Genomic DNA, 21,634 nt, shown 5'->3' with positions numbered 1-21,634 from the left:
TGTCGATGAGTTGTAGGGAACCAACAGAGTAGGCGCGGGTCGTCGTGTTCTATGTGCCGATGGGCGTCGAGTCGAAAAAGAAGATTCGCAATTCGACGATCTTGTCGCCGCTTACCCGATAGTGCTCGCTGACGAGGAGTTCCATTGCGTCGGCTTGTGTCGCAATGGTGATCGTGGCGACCGCGCTGTCGGCCTCCACCAGCAGCTTACGAAGCCGCACGGTGGCAGGGTCAAGGTATTGGCCCAGTTGTTGGATCAGGCCCTGGACCTCAGGTATGCCCCGGTAGGTTCCCCCGTAGGGGAGGCATTCCGGTTCATAGACGACGATCTCGGGATGAAGCAGGCCGAAGAACCGGTCGAAGTCAAGACCAGCGCCGGCTGCGTAGAACGCTTCAACGGTGGCGCGGGTGGCCTGCGCAGTTGTGGTCATATCGCGTACCCCCCGTCGACCGGTAGGGCAAGTCCGGTGAGAAAGGAGGATTCATCACTGGCGAGAAAGACCACCGCGGCGGCGACTTCCTCGGCCTTGCCCGTGCGTCCGATGGCGGCCCGGTTGGCCTCCGCGGTGATGATGTCGTGCATCGCGGGGTTGGTGTCGACCAGTTGCAGATACATCGGGGTCTCAATGACGCCGGGAAGGATCGCATTCACGCGTATTCCCCCTCGGGAATGATCTGAAGCCGCCCCTTTGGTCAAACCGATGACCCCGGCCTTCGCGGCGCAGTAGCCGACGATGCCTGGCGGTGACTTGACGGCGGCGATCGATGCTGTATTGATGATGGATCCGCCGCCGGATTGCAGCATTGCGGGGATGGCGTGGTGCATGCCGAGGAATACGCCACGCAGGTTAACGGCGATGACGCGGTCAAAGTTCTCCGGAGAGTACGCCGCAGTGGGCGCGATGTCTCCGTCAATGCCGGCATTATTACAGAGAACATGCAGTCCGCCGAAGCGCTCGACCGCAAACTTGACCATCGCAGCAACGCTCGCCGAGGACGTCACATCGACATTGAACCCAACGGCGGCACCGCCGATCGATTTGGCGACTGATTCCTGGTCACCCGAGATATCGGCAACCACCACGGAGGCACCCTCGGCCGCCAATGCGCGGGCCATCGCTTCACCGATGCCTCGTCCAGCCCCGGTGACTATCGCCACCTTCCCCTTCATTCGAGCCGTCATCATCACTCCGTCGTCTAGTTTGTGCTGCCGGGCATCGGACCGACCAGCCGTTGCCCCTCGCGACCCGATGACCCTGCCGGTGCAGATGAGGTCGTCTACCCCATCGGTGGTCTTTACTCGTCAATCGGTCCTTTGACGGTCGCGATGAACCGAAGAACGCGGCATGTCTTTATGCGCCATTCATCCCCCTCGGGAGCATATGTTTCGATGTATCGCCCCAACCCGTCGAAGCACTCGATCGGTGATCCTTTCGGAAAGTGAAGAGTATCCTGAAATGGCCAGACAACTGATGCGCATGTGTCGGTCAGGAACTCGATTTCTGGATTCAACATCTGGTGGAATGTAGCCACGCCGTTGGTGACGTCGCGTCCTGACTCTTGAATAGCTGCACGGCCACGAATAGGCCACGGTTGAATAGTCGACATCTCCTCGAGCACCGAATAGTCAACTTCACAGCCGACGCTGTTCCATTCTCCGGTACCCTGAAATCGAGCGATTGCCCAGCCCCGTTCATCCCACAATGCGTCCTCGGTAAAGGAGCTGGCGAACACGTCCCAGTCTTGAGTGTCTGCCCCACGCCCATATCGCGCTTTGCTGTTACGAATCGACTGTATCGCCAAAAGTTTGGCAACATCGTCCATCAAATACCCTCCTGGCGGTATGAGTGGTGAGCAATGTCAGCCGGTTGCCGCGCCATCCATCAGCGCCGCGAATGCGGGACTGAACTGGCTGATCGCGGCCCCCAGATCGTTGTCGGTTTTTGCGATCCGTTCGACGAAACGCCAACCGGACTCAGTCTTCACGAGGCGGTCTGAATAGCGACCGGTAGTAAGAACGACCATGTTGTTGCTATCGGGTTCACGGGCGAAGATCGTCAACGCGCACGTCTGGACGGCTCCGTCAGCGTCGGTGTCAATAAGGGCGTCGTTGCTGACGTGAAGCGTCGGGAAATCTAGTGCGCTGATCATCGCTTTCAACGCGTCGTGGCCCTGCAGGCGGGTCAGCCCGACCATCTCGAAAGCTCCGTCGGCGACGAAGCAGTCGGCGTAGGCTTGCAGATCCCGCGTATCGGCGGCGAGGTTGTACCGGGCGGACAACTCCCGGATCGCTTCACGATCGGCGTAGGCCGCGGTCATTTTTGGTCGTGCCCTTTCATGCGACACTCATACCGCCGTCGACGAAAAGTGTCCCGGCAGTTGCAAATGCTGAGTCATCGGAAGCGAAGAACAGCAGGGCGTTAGCAATATCTTCCGGGGTCGCCGGTCGTTTTATCGGGGTGGCTTGGACAGCGCCGTCGAACATTTCGGGCGGGAATGCCCGCGACAGCGGCGTGTCGATCACGCCCGGGCTGACGACGTTCACGCGGATACCCGCTGCGGCGTACTCAGCGCCAAAAGCGCGCGTCAACGAGACCAACGCCGACTTGCTGGCAGCATAGGCCGCCAGCATTGGAAACGCTTTCTCGGTGGTCGCTGAGGCGACGTTGATGATCGAGCCGCCGCCACGTTCAATAAGCACGGGAATGGCCGCACGCATCGCGTGAAACGGTCCCATGAAGTTAACGTCGAACACCCGCTGCATGTTCGCGTTCGAGATCGCGGCTGCGGGGGTCAGCTCACCATCGATACCTGCGCAATTGGCGACTACATCAAGTGCGCCGAACTCTGTAACAGCCGCTCGAATGAGGGACGCGACCTGATCAGGCCGCGTCACGTCGACGGAGACGGCCAGCGCGTTTCGTCCGAGTTGGTCGGCGGCCTCGTTCTGCTGACCCGAGATATCGCCGAGAACAACCTGGGCGCCCTCGCGGTGGAATAGCGCAGCAGTCGCACGTCCCAAACCTGAACCAGCACCAGTGATCACCGCCGTCTTGCCGGCTAATCGTTGTGTCAAGGTTATGGCTCCGCCCTTGTAGTCTCGGTATCGGATATATGACCTGCCTGGCCTCAGCGTAGAAGTGCCGCAGCGGTTTACCCTTACCCCGGCCGGACGCCGAATTGACCGATTCGGACAACCCATCGCTCCTTTCGCGCCTACCCTTAAGCCCGATGACAACGACAACCATGGCGCCGAGTTGGGACTTCGCCCGCACGCCTTTCGCCGCCCTGGCAGTTACTCGGGCCGCGGAGCGGCATGGGGTGCCGGTGAGAGCCTGTCTGCTGTCGACTGGGCTGACCCCAGAGGACCTATCCCGCAGCGACGTGGAAATTACTGCGGGCCAAGACCTGACCATCATCCGCAATGTGATGCGGCGCATGGATTCAGTGTGCGGCGTTGGCGTGGAAGCCGGCTGTCAGATGACACTCGGCATGCTCGGGGTCTGGGGATTTGCGATGCTCAACAGCCGCACGCTGCGCGAAGCGATCGACATCGGCGCGCGCTACGGGTACGGCAAGCTGTCGTTTGTGTTCAGTCGCCCACGGGTGGATTACCACTGCCATGACGTTCGCCTCGTACTGGACTGTGATGAAGTTCCCCACGACGTGCGCAACTTCATCATCGAACGAGATCTGGCCGCGCAAGCGGCCGTGATCGACCGGCTGCTCGGCAAATCGGTGCGCGTCTCCATCGAGACCACCCTTGGGTGGCAAGCGGGATCCATATTGGCCGCTGCCGTCGCGCCACATATCGTCGAGCATGACAGCTCCCACAACCTGATCCGACTACCCGCGACGCTGCTGGACGCTCCGCTGCCACAGTCCGACCCTGTCGCCGTCCAGATGTGGACACGGCGCTGCCAAGAGCTCGTAGAACACCGCCTGCGTGCCACCAAGGGTGCCGATATGGCCGGCCGGGTACGCGCGGCGCTGCTGCGCGAACCGGACCGCATCCCCACCCTTGACGAGCTCAGCGCCACCTTCAATGTCACCAGCCGAACGCTTCGCCGCAGGCTAACTGCCGAAGGTGTCGGCTTCCGCGAACTCGTCGACGACGTGCGCAAGACCATCGCCCTCGAGTTGCTCAGATCTGGACACACGGTCAGCGAGGCAGCCCTCCAGACCGGCTTCGCCGAAGCCGCCAGTTTCATCCGCGCGTTCAAGCGCTGGACCGGCGCCACACCCGGAGCGCTGACCCGCCACTGCTGAAGGGGTCCGCGTACTGGGTTTGAGGCCCAGCACCAGCGCGCCAGCCAGCCAATCCCGCAGACGCTAGCTGACCAGCGATGGGTTATTGCTAAATTCGCGGGGCGATCCCTATTATCAATATAGAAGCCTATCGACGATTGGAGACTGGGCGATGGCACCACCGGTGCGTATCGATGACACCGCCGCCCGCGCGAGTCGCGCCCGTCGTCGATACGACATGGACCTGCGCCAGCGCCAGGCCGATCAGACTTCGCGTTGCATCGTGGACGCGCTGATCACGCTGGTGAGCGAGAACGCCGCGGCGCCAGAATCGATTTCAGTACCCGATGTCGCGAAGCGGGCTAATGTGTCGGTGGCGACGGTCTACCGGCATTTCGGGACTAAGGACGCGCTCTTCGCAGCGATCGCCTCAGTCGCGTTTGAGGAGTTCTCGGGTTCCAGAAGCACACCGCGGCTCGAGACGCTAGCCGAGGCCCTTCGCTCGATGTTCCGCCAGATGCATCAGCATGAGGGCTTCGTGCGCGCCACGCTGAGTCAGCAGAGGTTCGGCCGTGAGGTGCGCAGACGCCGTGAGCCGGATCGCGCGGCCATGATCGCGAGTCTCCTTGAACCGGTGTCCGATCGCCTCAGCGCCCAGCAAGGCGCGGGTCTGGGACTGCTGATTCGGATGCTCACCTCGGGGCCCGCGTATCTGTATCTCACCGACAAAGGCGGCTGCGACCCGGATGAGGCCGCCGCGCTCGCGAGCTGGGCGGTGGTCACTCTGGTGGGTGCGGCGGACGAGAACCCGCCGCCGGCGACCAGTGTTGTTGAGGACAGCGAAAGTCTCTCGAACGCAACGGAAGGACAGACCTGATGTCTGCAGCACCCTCGTCGGCGCGGCGCGGCGACGTGCAAATCGATTCCCTCGCTGATGCCCGAGCATTCGTCCTCAGCGAGGAGAGTCTGGAACGATTGCTGGCCGAGCAGTTCGAGTGCACATTCTGCTGGACCAACCGCGCAGGCGAGCCGGTCGCCTTGACCGAGGCGTTCGTCTACTCCGAAGGTGCGATCTGGCTGTGCGCCGAGGAATCTCGGGTACGGGTCAAAGCCATTATGCGCGATCCCCGTTCGTGTGTCGTGATCTCCTCGGTCGGCACTTCGATGGGTCTTTCCAAGTCGGTGTCCTACAAGGGGGTCAGCGAGGTCGTCCGCGATCGCCAGCGGATTCTATGGTTCCTCACCGAGATTGCCAAACGCTATGACCCCCATGACGAGCAGGCGCAGCAGGCCCATGTCCGCGCCGCCGACCACCCGGGCCGAGTGGTGATCAAGTTCGTCCCCACGGTGACCACGAACGCCTTCGACGGCCACCGGGCTCGCAGGAGAAGGAAGGACTGAGGAGGGATCCGCCACGTGACCAACGCCGACAACTCCCGGCAAAGCACCGTTCCAATCGACATTGTCGAGATGGCGGAACACTACGACCCGTTCGCCGTCGAGACGGCGAAGCACAAGTGGGAGGTGCTAACTTACGCTCGGGCGAAATGCCCAGCGCTGCAGGTGCATCCCGGGCCTGATCCGCACACCGACTACTGGATGCTGTCGCGTCATGCCGACGTCCGCTACGTGCTCGGGCATCCGGAAATATTCTCCTCGACTGGTGCGGCAATCAGCGAGGCCGCGGTGCCGCTGCCGCCGCTCGACAGCGATCCCCCTGTGCACCCCGACCTGCGAAAGATCCTCAACCCGTTGATGTCCCGCAACACGCTGCTTCGCTTCGAAGACCAGATGCGCTCGATCGCCCGTGCTGCCCTCGAGAAGTTCATCGACGTCGGGCGTTGCGAGTTTGTCAACGACTTCGCGATCCCGCTTTCCGCGGGGGTGCTCTCCACGATCATCTTCGACGACGACGACAAAGAACGCATCGCGCATGGCGGGCGAATCGTCGCCCGCTGCGCACGCGAGGCGACCCCGGAGTCTTTCGGTGAGCTAGCGGTGTTCGCGGCACAGTACATCCAGATGCGCCAGGAGCATCCCGGCGGCCCAGACGACATCCTGACCGCGTTGCTCGGCGGCTCGATCCTGGGACGGCCGTTGGCCTCCGAGGAGGTCATCGGCGTTATCACGACCCTCTTCTTGGCAGGCCTGGACACAACGAAGAGCGCGTTGAGCAATATCGCCGCCCGCATCGCGACTGTTCCCGGCTTGGAGGACCGGGTCCGGGCCCCGGGATGGATCCTTCATGACATGGACGAGCTGCTGCGATTCGAGAGCCCGGTGGCGATCATGGGGCGGACCGTGACACAGGAGATTGAGCTGGCCGGCCGCAGATTCGCTCCTGGAGATCGACTGATCATCAATTTCGGTTCGGCCAACCGGGACGAACAGCAGTATCCGGCCGCTAACGAACTACGCTTCGATCTCACGCGCAGGGCGCTGACGACCTTCGGGATCGGTATCCACCGCTGTCTCGGGTCGAACCTGGCCCGCCTTCAGCTGCAGATCGGTTTCGCCGAGTTCCTCGCGGCGATCACGAATGTGCGTCTGGACGGCGTCCACGACATCACCTACGACACCGGGATGATTCACGGGCCCGCCACTCTCCCAATGACTTTCGACCGACGAGAATCCTGATCGTGCAGTCGAGGCCAATGCGCTTCCCGGCATTGGACTGGGTGGCCCACCATGCGTCCGTCCGGCCCCAGTCGATCGTGCTGGCCAGCGCGGACACCGGCGAGCAGGTGAGCTGGGCGCAGCTGGAACACCGGGTCGGGGTGACGGCGGCCAGACTGCGGACCGAGGGGTTGCGCCCTGGGGACCGGCTAGCCGTGGTGGCCGACAACGATCCCAAAGGCTTCATACTGCAGTTCGCCGCGATGCGAGCCGGCGTGGTGATGGTGCCGCTGAACTGGCGACTGGTGATCGAGGAGATGTGCCACCAGTGCGCCGACGCGGCTGTATCGGCGCTGACACATGACGCGCAATGGACCGAGCCGGCGCGACAGGTCGCCTCTGCAGCGGGCGTGCGGCGGGTTCTCGAACTGGAAGCTCTGACCGGCTCTCAGCACGGCGACGGGTTGGCTCCGATGCCGCCACAATCGCCCGATCCCGACGTGGTCACCCACATCCTTTACACATCGGGTACCACCGGCACGCCCAAAGGAGCGATGGTCTCCCACGCCTCGATGATGTGGAACGCGTTCAACATTCTCAGCGCGACCCAGGTCGCGGCGCCCGGCGTGCACATGCTCAATCCCATGCCGTTGTTCCATGCCGGTGGGCTGAACGTGTTAGCCAACCCGATTTTGATGCACGGTGGGCGGGTCACCACGATGGCCCGCTGGAATCCCGGGGCGATCCTGGCCTACATCGGCGACCACGCCCACGCGGTGACCCACCTGACCACCGCGCCGTCGCTGCTGCAGACGCTCATCGATGACCCGGCGTTCGCCGCCACCGACTTCGACACCATGCGCACGATGGTCATCGGCGGTGGGGCGACCAGCCCGGACCTGCTGCGGGCATTTGCAGCCAAGGGCATCGCGTTGCACCCGCAGTACGGTGGCACCGAGACCGGACCGGCCGCACTGGTACTCGACGACGGGCTCGAGCGGGCGCTGACCGGCACCTGCGGCAAGCCGGTGCTCCACACCGCGGTGCGGGTGGTCGACCCCGACACCCTGGTCGATGTCGCCGACGGTGTGGTCGGCGAGCTGTGGCTGAAAGGGCCGGCGGTCACCCCTGGCTACTGGAACCAGCCCAATGAACGCTACTTCGTAGACGGGTGGTTCCGCACCGGCGACGCCGCCCGCCGCGATGCCGACGGCTACTTCTACATCGCCGGCCGCTATAAGGACATGTACAAGTCCGGCGGCGAGAACGTCTATGCGGCCGAGGTGGAGAACATCCTGATCAACCTACCCGAGGTCGCCGAGGTGGCGATCATCGGCGTGCCCGACCCAAAGTGGGGCGAGGTCGGCCTGGCGGTCGTGGTGGCTGCCCCAGGCGCAGACGTCACCCTGGACGGGCTGCGCGCGGCCTGCGCAGGTCGCATTGCCCGCTACAAGTACCCACAGCATCTCGACCTCGTCGATGCACTGCCCCGCAATGCCACCGGCAAGGTGGCCAAGCCCGCCCTACGAGAGCACTACCGCTCAAAGACACATCACGAAATCTTCCCGCCCGGCAGGTCGGGCGAGGAGCCGTGCGCACATTTTCCGACATGACAAGGAGAGCACGATGTCCGCCACCCGTAACCGAGAACTGCTCACGCGCTACTGGAATGCGTTCGCCGCCAAGGACGTGCAGTCGGCCATAGCCTGTTTCACCGACGACGTCAGCTATGAGGATCTCGCGATCCAGCAGATCCACCACGGAAAAGATGCCGTTCAGGCCTTCTGGCACCTCTACTTCGATGCAGCGGGAGAGTCCTTCAAGGCCTTGCCGGAGAGCCTCGTCGTCGACGAGCAGAGCTACAGCTTCGAGTGGACCGTCTCCGGTGTCATCGAGGGCAGCTTCGGAATCTTCAACGATTCAGGCCAGTCATTCACCATCCGCGGGATCTCGACAGGAGTCGTCCGCGATGGGCTGATAGCTCACAATCGCGACTACTGGAACCTCGCCGACGTGCTACGCCAGATCGGTGTCTCGGAGATCCCCCCGCTGCCATGAGCCGCTGCCGCACCGGACGGCGACTTGGGCAGCGGTTTGCCGGATACCTACGTCGACGGTGCGTGGACCGCAGGGAGAACCAGTGTGTCGATGACTTGTCGGACGAAGTCGGCGTTCATGCTCTGTCCGCGGATGACCTGCAGCAGGCCCATGGCCAGCACGACGTCGGCGATCATGGACCAGTCGCGGTCGGGTGAGATTTCGCCTCGGGCCGCCGCTTGCGCCAGGATTTTCGCGACTACGCCTCTGCCTTTGAGCAGCACGAGGTCGTCGACGGTGGCGGCCAGGTCGGGGTCGTGGGCGGCTTGCAGGGCGACGCGCAACACCAGATCGTTGGGGACGGGGTCATCGTTCTCGCGCCCAACCCGTTCGACGAGGGCGTCCAGATCACCGGTCAGGCTGCCGGTGTCCGGGGCGTCTTTGATGAGCAGATCGGGTCGCCAGTAGATGAGGGCGTCGGTGACCAGCGCCGCCTTGGACGACCATCGGCGGTAGATGGCGGCCTTTCCGACTCCGGCACGTGCGGCGATGTCGTTCATGTTGGCGGCGTCGTAGCCGTTTTCGGAGACGACGGCCAGTGCGGCGTCCAGGATCGCCGGGTCGCGGGAGCGGTCGAGCCGCCCGACGGTGCGCTGGCGCAGCGGTGGTTCCGTCTGAGTCATGTGTCCCGATCTGTCGGATGACGACGCTGCCAGCGTGGCAGGTTTGCGCCCGCGTTTCACAACGTCGTCGGTTGCGGGATCGGCGCGGTGTTCAATTCCGCCTCAGGCTCCGGCTCAGGGGTGTCCTTCTTCATCCGGAAGGTGTTCAGCGGCCACCAGAACCAGCGGCCCAGCGCGGCGGCGATCGACGGTGTCATGAAGGCCCGCACGATGAAGGTGTCCACCAGTAGGCCCATGGCGATCGCGGTGCCCAACTGTCCGATCACCCGCAGGTCGCTGATCATCATCGACGCCATGGTCGCCGCGAACACCAAACCGGCGGCGGTCACCACCCCGCCGGAGGCGCCCATACCCCGGATGATCCCGGTGTTGAGGCCGGCCGGGATTTCTTCTTTCAGCCGGGACACCAACAGCAGGTTGTAGTCCGAGCCCACCGCCAGCAGGATGATGACGGTCAGCGGCAGCACAATCCATTGCAAGCCCAGCCCCAAGATGTCCTGCCACAGCAGCACGGACAGACCGCAGGCGGTACCCAACGATGCGAGCACGGTCCCGACGATCACCAGGGCGGCCACCAGGCTGCGGGTAATCAGCAACATGATCGCGAAGATCAGGATCACGGTGGCGATACCGGCGATCGTCAGGTCAATCTTCACCCCGTCCTGCAGGTTGCTGTACATCGAGGCGGTGCCCGCCAGCGACACCTTCGCCGACGCCAACGGCGTTCCCTTGATCGCGTCGGCGACCGCCTGCTTGATGCCCTGGACGTGCTCGATGCCCTGCACCGACGCGGGATCACCCTGGTGGGTGATGATGAATCGAACGGCCGTGCCATCGGGGGACACGAACATTTTCAGCCCGCGTTTGAAGTCGGGATTCTGGAAGACCTCCGGTGGCAGGTAAAAATAGTCGTCATTGTGGGCTTCGTCGTAGTAGTTTCCCATCTGCGTCGATCCCTCGGCACCCTCTTGCATATGGCGCTGGATGCCGGCCATCGCGCTGTGGGTGGCCAACATGAAGCCACGCATGTTCTTCATCGACTCGACCATTTTTGGGAGATCGGCCAATATTTTCGGCATCAGGGCGTCGAGCTTATCGATGTCTTTCACGGTCAGACCCAAGTCGTCGGTCATGAGGTCGACGTCGTCCAGCAGATCGAATATGGCCCGCAACGACCAGCACATCGGGATATCGAAGCAGTGCGGTTCCCAGTAGAAGTAGTTCTTGATGGGCCGGAACTGGTCATCGAAATCGGCGACGCTCTGGCGCATCTGCTCAATATCGTCCTGCATGACGTGCATGTCGCCGGTCATATCGTGCGTGGTGTCGGTCACCTGCTGCATGACGCCATACATATGCTCCATGGTCGCGATCGTGTGGCCCATCTCGTCGGCCTGCTCGAGCATCGAGGCCATGCTGTCGTTCATGAATTTTGCCGTCTGCAAGGTGCTGGAATTATTCATGGCCATCACGAACGGCAGCGAACTGTGTTCGATCGGCGCCCCCAGGGGGCGGGTGATGGTTTGCACCCGCCCGATGCCGCGTTCGTGGAAGACACTCTTGGCGATCCGGTCGATGATCAGCATGTCCGCCGGATTCCGCACATCGTGGTCGGCTTCAACCATCAGCAATTCCGGATTCGTCCGGGCTTTCGAGAAGTGCCGCTCGGCCGCTGTTTGAGATACGTTGGCGGGAATGCTCGCCGGGGTGAATTTCTCGTCGTTGTAATTCGGCACGTAGGTCGCCAGGCTGGCGAAACCGATCACCGCGATAAAGACCGTTACGACAAGAATCGGTTTCGGCCATCGCGTCACGAAGGTACCGACTTTACGCCAGCCGCGTTGCGAGACCTTGCGTTTGGGATCGAAGATACCGAACTTGGACCCGACCACCAGTACCGCCGGGGCCAGCGTCAGCCCTGCCACCATGGTCGTCGTCAAGGCGATGGCGCACGGTAGGCCCATGCTCCAGAAATACGGCAGCCGGCACGCGGTCAGGCACAGGCAGGCGCCCACGATCGTCAGCCCCGAACCCACGATAACGTGCAACACACCGTGGAAGGCGGTGTAGTAGGCCTCTTCCCGATCTTGGCCCAGGGACCGGGCTTCGTGATAGCGACCCAGCAAGAAGATGAAATAGTCGGTCCCGGCGGCGATGGTCAGCATGGTGACCATGCTGACCGCGTACGGGGTCAGCCCGATGATGTCCAGATGGCCGGCGGTGGCCACGATCCCTTCCGCGGCATAGAGCTCGAAACGGACCAATATCAAGGCAACGATCGCGCTCCGCAGCGAGCGGTAGATGACGAGCAACATCAGGAAGATGACACCGATCGTGACCAGCGTCATCAGCTCCATGCTGTTATGGGCGGCGATCAGGGTGTCGGTGTTGAGCGCAGTGTTGCCGGCCACGTAGGCGCGCACGCCCGGCGGCGCCGGGACGCTCTTAACGATCTTGCGGACCGCGGCGACCGACTGGTGGCTGGGGCCGGTGCCCTGGGCGCCATCGAGGAACACCTGCACGTAGGCGGCCTTGCCGTCCGGGCTTTGGGAGCCGGCAGCGGTCAGTGGGTCGCTCCAGAAGTCCTGGGCGAACTGCACATGCTTGTCGGCCTTGAGTTTGGCGACGATCTTGTCGTAGTACTCATGGGCACTGTCGCCGAGCTTGTTGTCGCCTTCGAGAACGACCATCGCCGTGGAGTCCGTATCGAACTCCTGGAACTTGTGGCCAATGTTCATCATGTCCTTGAACGCCGGCGCCTCCGTCGGCGTCATGGGCACCGAGCGCTTCCCGGCTACCTCGCCAAGCCCCGGGACGAACAGCGTGGTGCCGATCCAGACGAGCACCCAAAACAGGATGATCGGCACCGCCAGGATGCGTAGCAGATGCGCGATGCGGGAGCGTGGGGCCTTTGACGTTTCGTTCCTCATACCGATTTCACCAAGCAGTAGATGAAGGGCTCGTATTCGGTGACGCTGCGGTCATCGCGGACCTCGCCGTCGACGATGACCCGGCAGCGCAGGTGGCGCATGCCGGTGTCGCCTTGGGCGACGATATTGGCTGACATCGACGGCAGGGTCGTCACGATGGTGTACGACCATGGCAGCGGGGCGTTTTCGACGAGGTGAGGTTGCCCGTCTTGATCGAGGTAGTTGACATTGACGCTGCCGACCGAGGGTGCGGTGATCTCGTAGGTGATGTGTTTGGGGTTGAACGGCTTCGTATCGTCGGCGTTCGCGTCGGCGCTCGACGCGTAAGCGTTGGCACCGAAACTGTCCCGGACCCGCAGCACGACATATGCGCCCAGCGCGACCACAACAACCAGAAGAATTGGTATCCACAGCTTCTTGAACAGCCGAAACACCCGCGATCTCCTTAGCTGCGCGACCCAAATTCACATCGACGCGTGGCACCCTAACCCAAACGGAACTCCAGTTCCGTGGTGGCCGTAGAAAACGGTACCACATCACGGCGGGCTCCAGTCACGGGCCGCGAAGAACACTCGATGACGTCGAGCACGCCACTAGGGAGTGGGTCGACTGGCGCCGCCCACACTGCCCACTGGAGTAAATCTCACCCCACCCGCCGAACCTCGCGCACCACTCCAAGCCCAACCCGCGACACCTCAAACGTGAAGCCGGCATCAAGCTGAGGACGGCAAGCGTACCACGGTTTTTATTATAGGATAGAATCTGAGCCGTCGGCATCATGAAATGTTCCGGCGACTTTCGGCTTGCCCTGCAAGCACCAGATATGCTGTCGTTCAGCACTTCTCATGCGGCTCACGGGTGACCCGGTAGCCTAGTCGGGGGATTGGCCTCTGTGATTGACAGACGCGTCGGCCCGTTGAGAGCATTCTCGCGTGACTACCGCAGTCCGCGACTCAGGCGGCCCATTCTTCGACGAGCTTTGCAAGGGCACGGTGTTCGATTCGGCTCCTGCGATGTCACTTACCTCTGGCGGCGCAGCCGTGCACCAATCGATTCTCGGCGATCGCTTGCGCCTGCCACTCGACGAGACCCTCAGCCGCGCCGTCACAGGTTCGGCATCGGTCATCGCGCACCCCGGATACGTGTGCGACGTAGCGATCGGTCAGTCGACACTCGCCACACAACGGGTGAAGGCCAATCTGTTCTATCGCGGGTTGAAGTTTCACCGCTTCCCAGAGATCGGCGACACCTTGTACACCCGCACTGAAGTTGTGGGTCTGAAACGAAACGCTTCCAAACCCGATCGTCCACCGACCGGTCTCGCCGCGTTACGCATCACCACCGTCGACCAAGCGGAAAGGCTCGTGCTCGACTTCCACCGATGCGCCATGTTGCCGCTCCGCGGTGAGACGGTCAGCGATGGTCAGGACGACGATCTAACTGCCGCCGGAGACGATCCGGGTCCGGCACCCGATGCGACCGCAAACTGGGACCACGAAGCCTTTAGACACAGAGTACCCGGACCGCACTTCGATCCCACTCTCTCGGGCAAGACGTATCGTAGTACCGCCGACCTGGTGAGCGGTGCTACCGAACTTGCCCGGCTGACTCTCAACATCGCTGTCACGCATCACGACTCGCGAGTCTCCGGTGAGCGCTTGGTATACGGCGGTCACACCATTGGACTCGCGCTGGCCCAGGTGACGCGTGCGTTGCCGAACCTCGCAACAGTGCTTGGATGGACTTCCTGCGATCACCTGGGACCGGTACGCGAGGGTGACACACTCTACAGCGACATCCACATCGAAGACGCACGACCGCTGCCAAGTAGGCGCGGCGGTGTCCTCTCTCTCCGGTCGCTGGTCTACGCCGTCCGCACAGCGGAGGACCGGCGAGTGCTGGATTGGCGCTTCACCGCATTGCACTTCTGAGCGCTGCGGACCCGGAGTCGTGTTTAATTTGTCGAAGTCGCAAGAGATGCCGCTGCGGAGACTTAGTCGACAACCGCTGCAATCCTGGGCATCGCCAAGCAGCCCGTGTGGTCAAGAGCATCGGCCGATACGTGCGTTGAGCAAACGGCGCACGCGCCGTATGGTTCGGGCGCTTCTCAACCGCGAGTCCAGGTTGCTATTCGGCGGGCTCGCGCAAGCACTGGCGCGTCAACCATCTTGCCGTCCACGACGGCTACGCCTTGGCCTCTGGCTCCGTTCAAGACCCGGTGGGCCCACTCGGCCTCGTCGTCAGTCGGCATGAAGCATTGATTGACGTGAGCGACCTGGCAGGGATGGATGCATAGCTTGCCGCCGAACCCGAGGCTTCGGGCGTGGTTGAGGTCTCTTGACAGCGCATCGATGTCGTCGACCGCGGCGGTGACACCATCTACTGGGGGCGCGATCTTGGCGGCTGCGCAGGCTAACACGAGTGCGCCACGCGCATGCAGTAGGGCTTGCCGGTCGTCTGGATCGATGCCCAGTTCTGCACCGAGGTCGAAACTGCCGAATGCGGCACGCAATACGCCCGGCATGCGGCAGATCGACGCCGCTCCGGCAACTGCCACCGCGGACTCGAGCAGCGCAATCAGCGGGGTGTCGTTGGGCAAGTATCGCTGGACGGCTGCGATGTCATCCGATGACTCGACCTTGGGAATCATCACCGGGCAGCGGCTACGTGCCACCATGTCAATATCTTCTTGGTACCAGGGCGTTTCGCGAGCATTGATCCGTACTAAGCCGACGCCTCCCCCAGCTAGCCAGCGCTCGGCATTAGTCCGTGCTTGCGGCTTCTCAGCCGGAGCGACGGCATCCTCAAGGTCGAGGACCACCACGTCGGCCCCGCTGTTGGCGGCCTTGGGGAAGCGTTCCGGCCGGCTTCCCGGCACGAACAATAAGCTGCGCGCCGTCACTAGTTCCCGTTGCAATCGAATTGCCTCCCTCGCGCCATCGGTTGAAAACCACCTGTCTGCGGACCTCGCGCTCGCTGGCGCCTGAACTTGATGGTCCGTATTGGCGTCTTGCGCGATGATACTTAATCTACGTTAAAAATATAGAGCCCGTGCCACGTGCTACGGCAGATCGGGTCTTGAGCCCTCGCGACCGCGAGCAACGGCGGCTCGGACGAGTTGCAGGTCTTAGGCCTCGGTCATTCCGCGATGCCTGGCGGCCCGTCCGCGATCAGACGATCCAGTTCGGCGTAAGCCAAGGCAGGGTCGGCTTCCACTAGGACGGCCTCCATCCCGTAGGTCCTAGCGGCAGCCAGGTTCACTTCCAGATCGTCGAATAGGATGGCCTCGCCGGGGGCGACTTCAAGCCGATTCAAGGCGATCTCGAAGATTTCAGGCTCCGGCTTGCGGGCGCCGACGGCACTGGAATCGACCACCACGTCAAACAACTCGCCGACGGGCAACATCGTCGGCCACACCGTGGCAAGCTCTCTGACGTTGTTGGTCACCAGTGCGGTGCGATACCCGCGCTCGCGCAAACCGCGAACCCGGCCGACCATGCCGGCTCGGACCGGCGCCGCGATGGCGGCGTAGATCAGGGGAACGAAGTCGAGCGTCCAACCGCGGGCCGCACCTTCTGCGCGGCCCCATGCAACGACTTCATCCATGGTGAGTTCGCCGCGTTCGAATCGGCACCAAGGGTGATCCGAGCCGACACCGCCCCCGGCCACCATCTCGGTTAGCTCAGCCGGATCAGCGCCGCTCGCGTCGGCGAACTTGAGGATCTGTTCCCCGACATTCTCGGTCATCGTGCCTACATAGTCGACCAGGACAGCTCGGATCACCTTGGTGCCCCCCGAGTCACGCCGTTGCATTCCTCGCCCAGCCACGTTAGCGGGGCCGCAACCCCGCGCCAGACGACGCTGGTGGCCTCCGCGCTCCCAGCTTCCGGTTGGCTCGATCTCTCCATCTGCATGAGGGTCAGCTCACGTTTCGGATGATGCCATGCTCCACCAGAGCGCTTGCCGGTGCATCGGCATCGGTGCGGAGTTCAAGGAACTCGTCGTAAACACTGCAGGTTGGGCCGTCGTGGCGGTCTGGACCGAGTGGGTTCCAAAAACCTCCGAGCGTTCGAGTGGTCGTCACGGTTGCCTGACCGCTGACAGTCTCCCACGCGGCCTCCGCGAGGAGCCCACTCGCGTTCCGCACGAAGCTGAACTCTCCCAACTCATGTTGACCGCCATCGTCGATTTGCCAGGCGCGCGAACGTATCCGGCCCGATGGATCGATGACCCTGTACAGCACAACGGCATGGTCGTCGAGGGTGATGCACGCGCACGTGTAGTCGACCCAAGAGACCGATTCGTCGCGAAACCCCCAGGTCCTATCCCGCCAGCCAAGACCGTTGAAATTGTGGCTCTCACCGGCCACGGTGCATGTTCCGCTAGCCCGGACCACGTGTTGGTAGTGATTCAACGGGTACTCATCGGAGAGCCCCGGGACCGCACGGCTGGTGGTGAAGTCGATCGGCGAGTACAGCGGCTCTTGCCGGAGTGTGACGCTGAGCTCCGGATGGTGAACGTACACTTCGCCGTCGAGGTCGAGGTCGACCGAAGGACTGTCGAACGAGCCGGCGTCGAGTGGCTCGATGATTTCGTGCACACGTCCTGGAATCGACACACTTACCCGTGCCCTGCGGCCGCCGCTGTTCGGTGAGGTCGAGAAATGCGCGATCCCGCAAACCCCCGAATCCACGTCCCACCAGCTCAAAAATGCGTTATCCCGCCAGGGATAGGCCGCCGAGTCCAATTCCGGGATCACGGTGTGAACCGGCGTCGACAGCGGTCCCCATTTCGCATCGGCACGGTTGCACGGTGCGCCGGCGTAGCCGTCGGACGTCATACCGGAGCACCTTCATGGGCCGACGCCCGGCTGCGCCAGGTCTGGATGAGGCCTTCGCACTGCTTCGGAGTCGCGGCGTAGAGCGCGATCTCGTCGACACCAACAGCGCGGTAGTCGCTCAGACGATCGACGCAGTGTTCGACCGTTCCAATCGCACACGACTCTTCCATCCATTCGTCGGGGACCAGCTCGGCAGGCCCGAGGAGCTCTGCCCGGTGGAAGTCCTGATCGGCGTTCTTACCGACGAGCTGCTTATGGGCTCGGAGCCGGGTGAGGACGGAGGGGTCCCGGCCCCGGCCGTTGGAGCCGGTGAGCGCCTCGCCGTGACCGGGCCACTCGAGATACGTCACCGCACGCGCGTGCGCGTATGCACGTGTGGTGAAGTCGTCGAGTTCGGGAGCGACGACGATCGGGTGGCAGATGTGTATCGAGTCAGGGTCGCGCCCGCGATCGGCGCAGGCGTTGCGAATCCGCTCGCGACCGGCGATCAAATAGATACTGAGGTCGTCGACGACTGGAGACAGTTCCGTGTCATCGGTGCTGGCAGAAGAGTTGTGCATGATGGCCTCGTTTCCCTAGTCGGTAGGCTCGAACCGCCACCGCGGCAGCGTCCGCGTACCAGGAGTCGCAGTCAGATTTACCACGTTGAGTACATGTACGCAACATGTCCCGCTCAATCGGTTCCGGGTCAGGCCGATGGTCCGGCGGCGCGGCGACTCAGCGCGTCGATCAGGATGTCCAGCCCGGCTTCGAAGTACTGGTGGGTGCCCAGCGCGGTGACCGCGTCGCCCAGCGACGCCAGCGTGGGGAACTCCACCTCATCGAGATGCCGGATGCGCGCAAGCCGCTCCTCTTGGACGGCGGCGTTGCGGCGACGCTCTGCCCTGCGCCGGACATAACCCGTCGCGTAGGCCGTCAAAACGGCGAGGCCGGACACCACCTCGTCATCGCCGAGACCGCCCCGACGTAATGCGCTGGCGCACAACTCCAGCGCCGCAAGGACCGCCGCAGCCTCAATCGGCTGCACCGACATGATGTCCGCCAACCGCGGGTGGGATTCGAATTCTTCGTCGAGCACCAAGATGACGCGCTTGATCGTCTCGTCCCACGACAGTTCGTCGACGACCGGAAACTGTACGTCGGTGAGATAGGTGTCGGGGACGGCGCGCAGCAGCTCTTGTTGGGTGGCGATGTGGCGGTAGAGCGACATCGGCGCCGCGCCAGCTTGCGGATCGACAACGATTCGACGCCGTCCTCCTCGATCATCTCGATCGCGGCGGCGACAATCGTGGCGCGACTCAACTGTCCGCCCGATTTCAGTTCAGCTGGCACAGCTTCATACTGCCGGCTTCCTCGGAACTCCCCGGCGTCATGCGGCCGGCGGGGTCCCGTCCCGGGTGAACGGTATCAGCGCGCGAAGGTCTCGATAATGTTCCGGTAGGCGTCGGCGCTCTCCTCCTGTCCGAGGGGAGTGACGTAGGGGGTATGGAAGATCACGTGGGGCAGCGTGTCGCCGAAGTCGCGTAGCTGTCGACGGCACTCGTCGGGAGTTCCCGTGATGGACAATGCCTCGACCAGCTTGTCATCCACCACGCGCTCGAAGCACCCGGGCCCTTCCTTCATCAAGGCGTCGAGCACCGCCAGGCGCTCCTTCTGCAGACCGTGTTGGGCGACGAGGGGCTCGCTGACCGGGTAGGAGGCATAGACCCCGACCTGGATCTTCGCGCGGCGCAATGCTTCTGCTCGATCGTTGCTGACCGAGCAGATGGTTTCGGAGGCGATGGTCAGCCGTTTGGGGTCGCGCCCGGCGCGTTGCGCACCGGTGCGAAGGTTAGGCCACACCACCTCGTCGAGGTAGCGACTGCTCATCATATAGCCGATCACGCCGTCGGCGACTTCCCCCGCGAGTTTGAGCATGGTGGGGCGCAGCGCGGCCAGATATATCGGGATCTCCGGGCGGACCACCGTGCGGGTACCGAACGGGTTGAACGGCGGGCTGGCAAAGTGCTGGTATTTGCCGTGGAACTCCACCGGTTCCCCGGTCGCGAAGTGCTTCCAGCACAGCTTCACCACCTCGATGTACTCGCGCAACCGGGCCGCCGGATGGTCCATCGGCGCACCGGTGTAGGCGTCGGCGAACCCGGCGGCGCCGATGCCCATACCAGCGACCAACCGACCGCCGGAGACCTCGTCGACGTCGGCGGCGGCGTTGGCGAACTCGAAGGGCGTGCGACTGGCCGTGATCGCCAGCCCCGTTGCCAGCTGAATCCGCTCGGTAGCATCCGCGGCCAGTGCGTGGATCAAGAACGGATTGCGGTAGAACTCGTAGTTCCACACCGCATCGAACCCGGCATCCTCAGCCGCCCGCGCCATCGCCGGGAATGCCGACAGCGGCTGGTTCAACATCGGCATACTCACGCCAAGTCGTGGCATCGTGGGCCCTCGCGATCCAAACAGTGGGATATTTCATGGTTACGACCGCAGCCACCACTAAACCATCGATGTTTGGTTAATGCAATGGCAACTCTGTCGAGCGACAAGGGTTGTCCGGGATGGTCGCCCCGGCGTCCGTTTCGGTCAACGCCGGCAGGTCCATCCGCCCCTAGTGTCTGCCCGTGGCCGGCATGGCGCGCGTCCAACCACAGGGAGAGCACTCATACGATGAGCTACAAAGTAATCCAATGGGCCACTGGTGAAGTCGGCTCACTATGCCTGCGGGAAATTCTGCGCCGTCCCGATTTGGAGCTGGTTGGGCTGCGCGTCTATAACCCCGATAAGGCCGGTCGGGACGCCGGCGACCTGGTTGGTCTGCCACCGTCCGGGGTCACGGCGACGACCAGCCGGGATGAGATTTTGGCCTTGGAGGCCGATTGCGTGATCCACTCCCCGCTTTCGCAGTCCATGACCGAACTCGACGATGACGTCACCGCGTTGCTCGCATCCGGAAAGAACGTCATCTCGACCGCCGCCTACTACGCGCCCGAGTTCCGCGGCGCCGAGGTGGTCGCCCGGCTACAACACGCGTGTGCAGCGGGCTCGACGACGCTACTGGGTACCGGTGTCGAACCCGGGTTCATGTTCGAGCGGGTCATGCCGACCATCACCGGCATGTGCACCGACATCGACCACATCACCCTCACCGAAGTGATCGACGCCGCCGATCACCCGGCCGCCGTGATGGTCACCGAAGCGCTCGGCATCGGCAAACCTCTCGATTCGGTGAGCAAGGATTCTCCGTTCGGTCAGTACTTCACCAGTTTCTTTTCCGAAATGACCACCGCGGCGGGCCGAGCGATGGGCGTCAGATTCGACAGCCTGGAAAGCGGCCTCGACGTGGCCCCCGCCTCACGCGACCTGGATATCGCGGTGGGACATGTCGCCAAGGGCACCGTCGCTGGGAACAAGTACTGGGTCAAGGGCCTGGTCAACGGTGCCGTCTTCATGACCGTCGAGGTCTACTGGCTGGTCGAACCCGGTGTCGCCGGCTGGCCCTCCCCCAGGCACCGGTACCAATGGCACATCAACATCGAAGGTCGCCCCGCGGTGAACACGACCCTCGACGCCCTACCGCCAGCTGGCGATTCCACGGGCACCTTCGACCCCGGCTTCTACGCCACGATGGCCACCGCGATCAACGCGATCCCGTTTATCTGTGATGCAGAACCAGGCATCTTCCACCAGCCGGTGTTCGCGCCTTGGCGTCCGGGTACCACCAGCGCCGGCTGATCGGATGGTGGACTGCTCCCGGCGCGAGCTCGCGCGGGGTGGTTGGCTTGCAGCCGGTCGCGATCACCGCTAATCTAACATCATTCGGTAATGGCCGCGCCGAGCTCGATGACTGCGCCCCGCATCCGGGGTGCAGCGAAAGAAAGGCAGGCACCATGCTCGAGGAAGAGCGCCTGACGCGTCAGATGATTGCGCTGTGGGAATCCGGTGTGGACGGCATCATCGAGGCTTTCCAATGCTATTGCGCACCCGATGTCAAATGGATCAATACCGGCATCCCCAGCGTCGAGGGGCTCGACAACTGTGTTGAATTGCTGCGCGTGCAGGCGCGAGCATGGAAGTTTCACAGCACACGGGTGGACATCCGGTCGCTGCTAGCGGCACCCGGCCTTGTCATGATCGAGCGTGTCGACCGCGTTTTCGACGCCGACGGCACAGAGATTTTCGGTGCACCGGTAGTCGGAGTCCTGGAATGGGCAGACGGGAAGATCACTCAGTGGCGCGACTACTTCGACCCCGGCCCACTTCTGAGTATCGGCCAGCTTGAATGACCCT

The 21,634-nt window shown here is 63.1% G+C and carries 23 protein-coding genes; 9 read left to right on the top strand and 14 right to left on the bottom strand.

The window, feature by feature from the left end; all coding sequences use genetic code 11:
- Nucleotides 1-49 precede the first annotated feature (49 nt).
- The 5 genes from ACAG26_RS19655 to ACAG26_RS19635 form a co-directional block, all read right to left on the bottom strand.
- Nucleotides 50-430, bottom strand: a complete 381-nt coding sequence (locus ACAG26_RS19655; RefSeq protein ID WP_370484740.1) for a nuclear transport factor 2 family protein — start codon at nt 428-430, stop codon at nt 50-52.
- A complete protein-coding gene (locus tag ACAG26_RS19650; RefSeq protein ID WP_370484739.1) occupies nt 427-1,182 on the bottom strand; it encodes an SDR family NAD(P)-dependent oxidoreductase in 756 nt (251 codons plus the stop codon). Before ACAG26_RS19650 ends, ACAG26_RS19655 begins: the two co-directional genes overlap by 4 nt.
- 113 nt (nt 1,183-1,295) lie before the next feature.
- Complete coding sequence (locus tag ACAG26_RS19645; RefSeq protein WP_370484738.1) at nt 1,296-1,823, bottom strand: nuclear transport factor 2 family protein; 528 nt, start codon at nt 1,821-1,823, stop codon at nt 1,296-1,298.
- 36 nt (nt 1,824-1,859) lie between these two features.
- Nucleotides 1,860-2,318 (bottom strand): nuclear transport factor 2 family protein, encoded by a 459-nt coding sequence (locus ACAG26_RS19640; protein ID WP_370484737.1) that lies wholly within the window; start codon nt 2,316-2,318, stop codon nt 1,860-1,862.
- 16 nt (nt 2,319-2,334) lie between these two features.
- Nucleotides 2,335-3,075, bottom strand: a complete 741-nt coding sequence (locus tag ACAG26_RS19635) for an SDR family NAD(P)-dependent oxidoreductase (protein ID WP_370484736.1) — start codon at nt 3,073-3,075, stop codon at nt 2,335-2,337.
- 155 nt (nt 3,076-3,230) lie between these two features.
- Between ACAG26_RS19635 and ACAG26_RS19630 the strand changes: the two genes are divergently transcribed.
- From ACAG26_RS19630 to ACAG26_RS19605, 6 genes are all read left to right on the top strand, one after another.
- The gene (locus ACAG26_RS19630) at nt 3,231-4,268 is read left to right on the top strand and encodes an AraC family transcriptional regulator ligand-binding domain-containing protein (RefSeq protein WP_370484735.1); all 1,038 of its coding nucleotides are present in this window, start codon (nt 3,231-3,233) and stop codon (nt 4,266-4,268) included.
- Between the two features lie 151 nt (nt 4,269-4,419).
- Complete coding sequence (locus ACAG26_RS19625; protein ID WP_370484734.1) at nt 4,420-5,124, top strand: TetR/AcrR family transcriptional regulator; 705 nt, start codon at nt 4,420-4,422, stop codon at nt 5,122-5,124.
- Nucleotides 5,124-5,648 carry a hypothetical protein gene (locus ACAG26_RS19620; RefSeq protein WP_370484733.1) on the top strand — a complete coding sequence of 175 codons (525 nt, stop codon included), beginning with the start codon at nt 5,124-5,126 and terminating at the stop codon, nt 5,646-5,648. The genes ACAG26_RS19625 and ACAG26_RS19620 overlap by 1 nt, the downstream gene beginning before the upstream one ends.
- A 15-nt stretch (nt 5,649-5,663) precedes the next feature.
- Nucleotides 5,664-6,884 carry a cytochrome P450 gene (locus ACAG26_RS19615; RefSeq protein ID WP_370484732.1) on the top strand — a complete coding sequence of 407 codons (1,221 nt, stop codon included), beginning with the start codon at nt 5,664-5,666 and terminating at the stop codon, nt 6,882-6,884.
- A gap of 2 nt (nt 6,885-6,886) precedes the next feature.
- Entirely contained in the window at nt 6,887-8,476 is a 1,590-nt protein-coding gene (locus tag ACAG26_RS19610) for a class I adenylate-forming enzyme family protein (protein ID WP_370484731.1), read from the top strand.
- A 13-nt stretch (nt 8,477-8,489) separates the two neighbouring features.
- Complete coding sequence (locus ACAG26_RS19605; RefSeq protein WP_370484730.1) at nt 8,490-8,921, top strand: nuclear transport factor 2 family protein; 432 nt, start codon at nt 8,490-8,492, stop codon at nt 8,919-8,921.
- Nucleotides 8,922-8,968: 47 nt separating this feature from the next.
- Here the strand turns inward: ACAG26_RS19605 and ACAG26_RS19600 are convergent, their stop codons facing one another.
- The 3 genes from ACAG26_RS19600 to ACAG26_RS19590 are packed head-to-tail and all read right to left on the bottom strand — an operon-like array spanning nt 8,969 to nt 12,947.
- Nucleotides 8,969-9,583: a TetR/AcrR family transcriptional regulator gene (locus ACAG26_RS19600; protein ID WP_370484729.1), complete on the bottom strand. Its 615-nt coding sequence runs from the start codon at nt 9,581-9,583 to the stop codon at nt 8,969-8,971.
- Between the two features lie 56 nt (nt 9,584-9,639).
- Nucleotides 9,640-12,513: an RND family transporter gene (locus ACAG26_RS19595; protein ID WP_370484728.1), complete on the bottom strand. Its 2,874-nt coding sequence runs from the start codon at nt 12,511-12,513 to the stop codon at nt 9,640-9,642.
- Entirely contained in the window at nt 12,510-12,947 is a 438-nt protein-coding gene (locus ACAG26_RS19590) for an MmpS family transport accessory protein (protein ID WP_370484727.1), read from the bottom strand. Before ACAG26_RS19590 ends, ACAG26_RS19595 begins: the two co-directional genes overlap by 4 nt.
- A 579-nt stretch (nt 12,948-13,526) precedes the next feature.
- Here ACAG26_RS19590 and ACAG26_RS19585 point away from each other — a divergent pair.
- Nucleotides 13,527-14,444 carry an acyl dehydratase gene (locus ACAG26_RS19585; RefSeq protein WP_370484764.1) on the top strand — a complete coding sequence of 306 codons (918 nt, stop codon included), beginning with the start codon at nt 13,527-13,529 and terminating at the stop codon, nt 14,442-14,444.
- Between the two features lie 176 nt (nt 14,445-14,620).
- On the opposite strand, the gene ACAG26_RS19580 is transcribed toward ACAG26_RS19585, so the two are convergent.
- From ACAG26_RS19580 to ACAG26_RS19555, 6 genes are all read right to left on the bottom strand, one after another.
- The gene (locus ACAG26_RS19580; RefSeq protein WP_370484726.1) at nt 14,621-15,415 is read right to left on the bottom strand and encodes a CoA ester lyase; all 795 of its coding nucleotides are present in this window, start codon (nt 15,413-15,415) and stop codon (nt 14,621-14,623) included.
- 236 nt (nt 15,416-15,651) lie between these two features.
- Nucleotides 15,652-16,326 carry an HAD family hydrolase gene (locus ACAG26_RS19575; RefSeq protein WP_370484725.1) on the bottom strand — a complete coding sequence of 225 codons (675 nt, stop codon included), beginning with the start codon at nt 16,324-16,326 and terminating at the stop codon, nt 15,652-15,654.
- A 106-nt stretch (nt 16,327-16,432) separates the two neighbouring features.
- Entirely contained in the window at nt 16,433-17,353 is a 921-nt protein-coding gene (locus ACAG26_RS19570) for a hypothetical protein (RefSeq protein WP_370484724.1), read from the bottom strand.
- Nucleotides 17,350-17,913, bottom strand: a complete 564-nt coding sequence (locus ACAG26_RS19565; RefSeq protein WP_370484723.1) for an LLM class flavin-dependent oxidoreductase — start codon at nt 17,911-17,913, stop codon at nt 17,350-17,352. Before ACAG26_RS19565 ends, ACAG26_RS19570 begins: the two co-directional genes overlap by 4 nt.
- Nucleotides 17,914-18,041: 128 nt before the next feature.
- A complete protein-coding gene (locus ACAG26_RS19560) occupies nt 18,042-18,563 on the bottom strand; it encodes a TetR/AcrR family transcriptional regulator C-terminal domain-containing protein (RefSeq protein WP_370484722.1) in 522 nt (173 codons plus the stop codon).
- Between the two features lie 197 nt (nt 18,564-18,760).
- Nucleotides 18,761-19,765 carry an LLM class flavin-dependent oxidoreductase gene (locus tag ACAG26_RS19555; RefSeq protein WP_370484763.1) on the bottom strand — a complete coding sequence of 335 codons (1,005 nt, stop codon included), beginning with the start codon at nt 19,763-19,765 and terminating at the stop codon, nt 18,761-18,763.
- A 249-nt stretch (nt 19,766-20,014) separates the two neighbouring features.
- Here ACAG26_RS19555 and ACAG26_RS19550 point away from each other — a divergent pair, with 249 nt between their 5' ends.
- The gene (locus ACAG26_RS19550; protein ID WP_370484721.1) at nt 20,015-21,079 is read left to right on the top strand and encodes a hypothetical protein; all 1,065 of its coding nucleotides are present in this window, start codon (nt 20,015-20,017) and stop codon (nt 21,077-21,079) included.
- A 47-nt stretch (nt 21,080-21,126) separates the two neighbouring features.
- The gene (locus ACAG26_RS19545; RefSeq protein WP_370484720.1) at nt 21,127-21,630 is read left to right on the top strand and encodes a limonene-1,2-epoxide hydrolase family protein; all 504 of its coding nucleotides are present in this window, start codon (nt 21,127-21,129) and stop codon (nt 21,628-21,630) included.
- The last annotated feature ends 4 nt before the right edge of the window (nt 21,631-21,634 follow it).

Source organism: Mycobacterium sp. pUA109, from assembly GCF_041287095.1.
Lineage (GTDB): Bacteria > Actinomycetota > Actinomycetes > Mycobacteriales > Mycobacteriaceae > Mycobacterium.
Note: the sequence above shows the minus strand (reverse complement) of the source record. Positions and strands in the feature narration are given on the sequence as shown.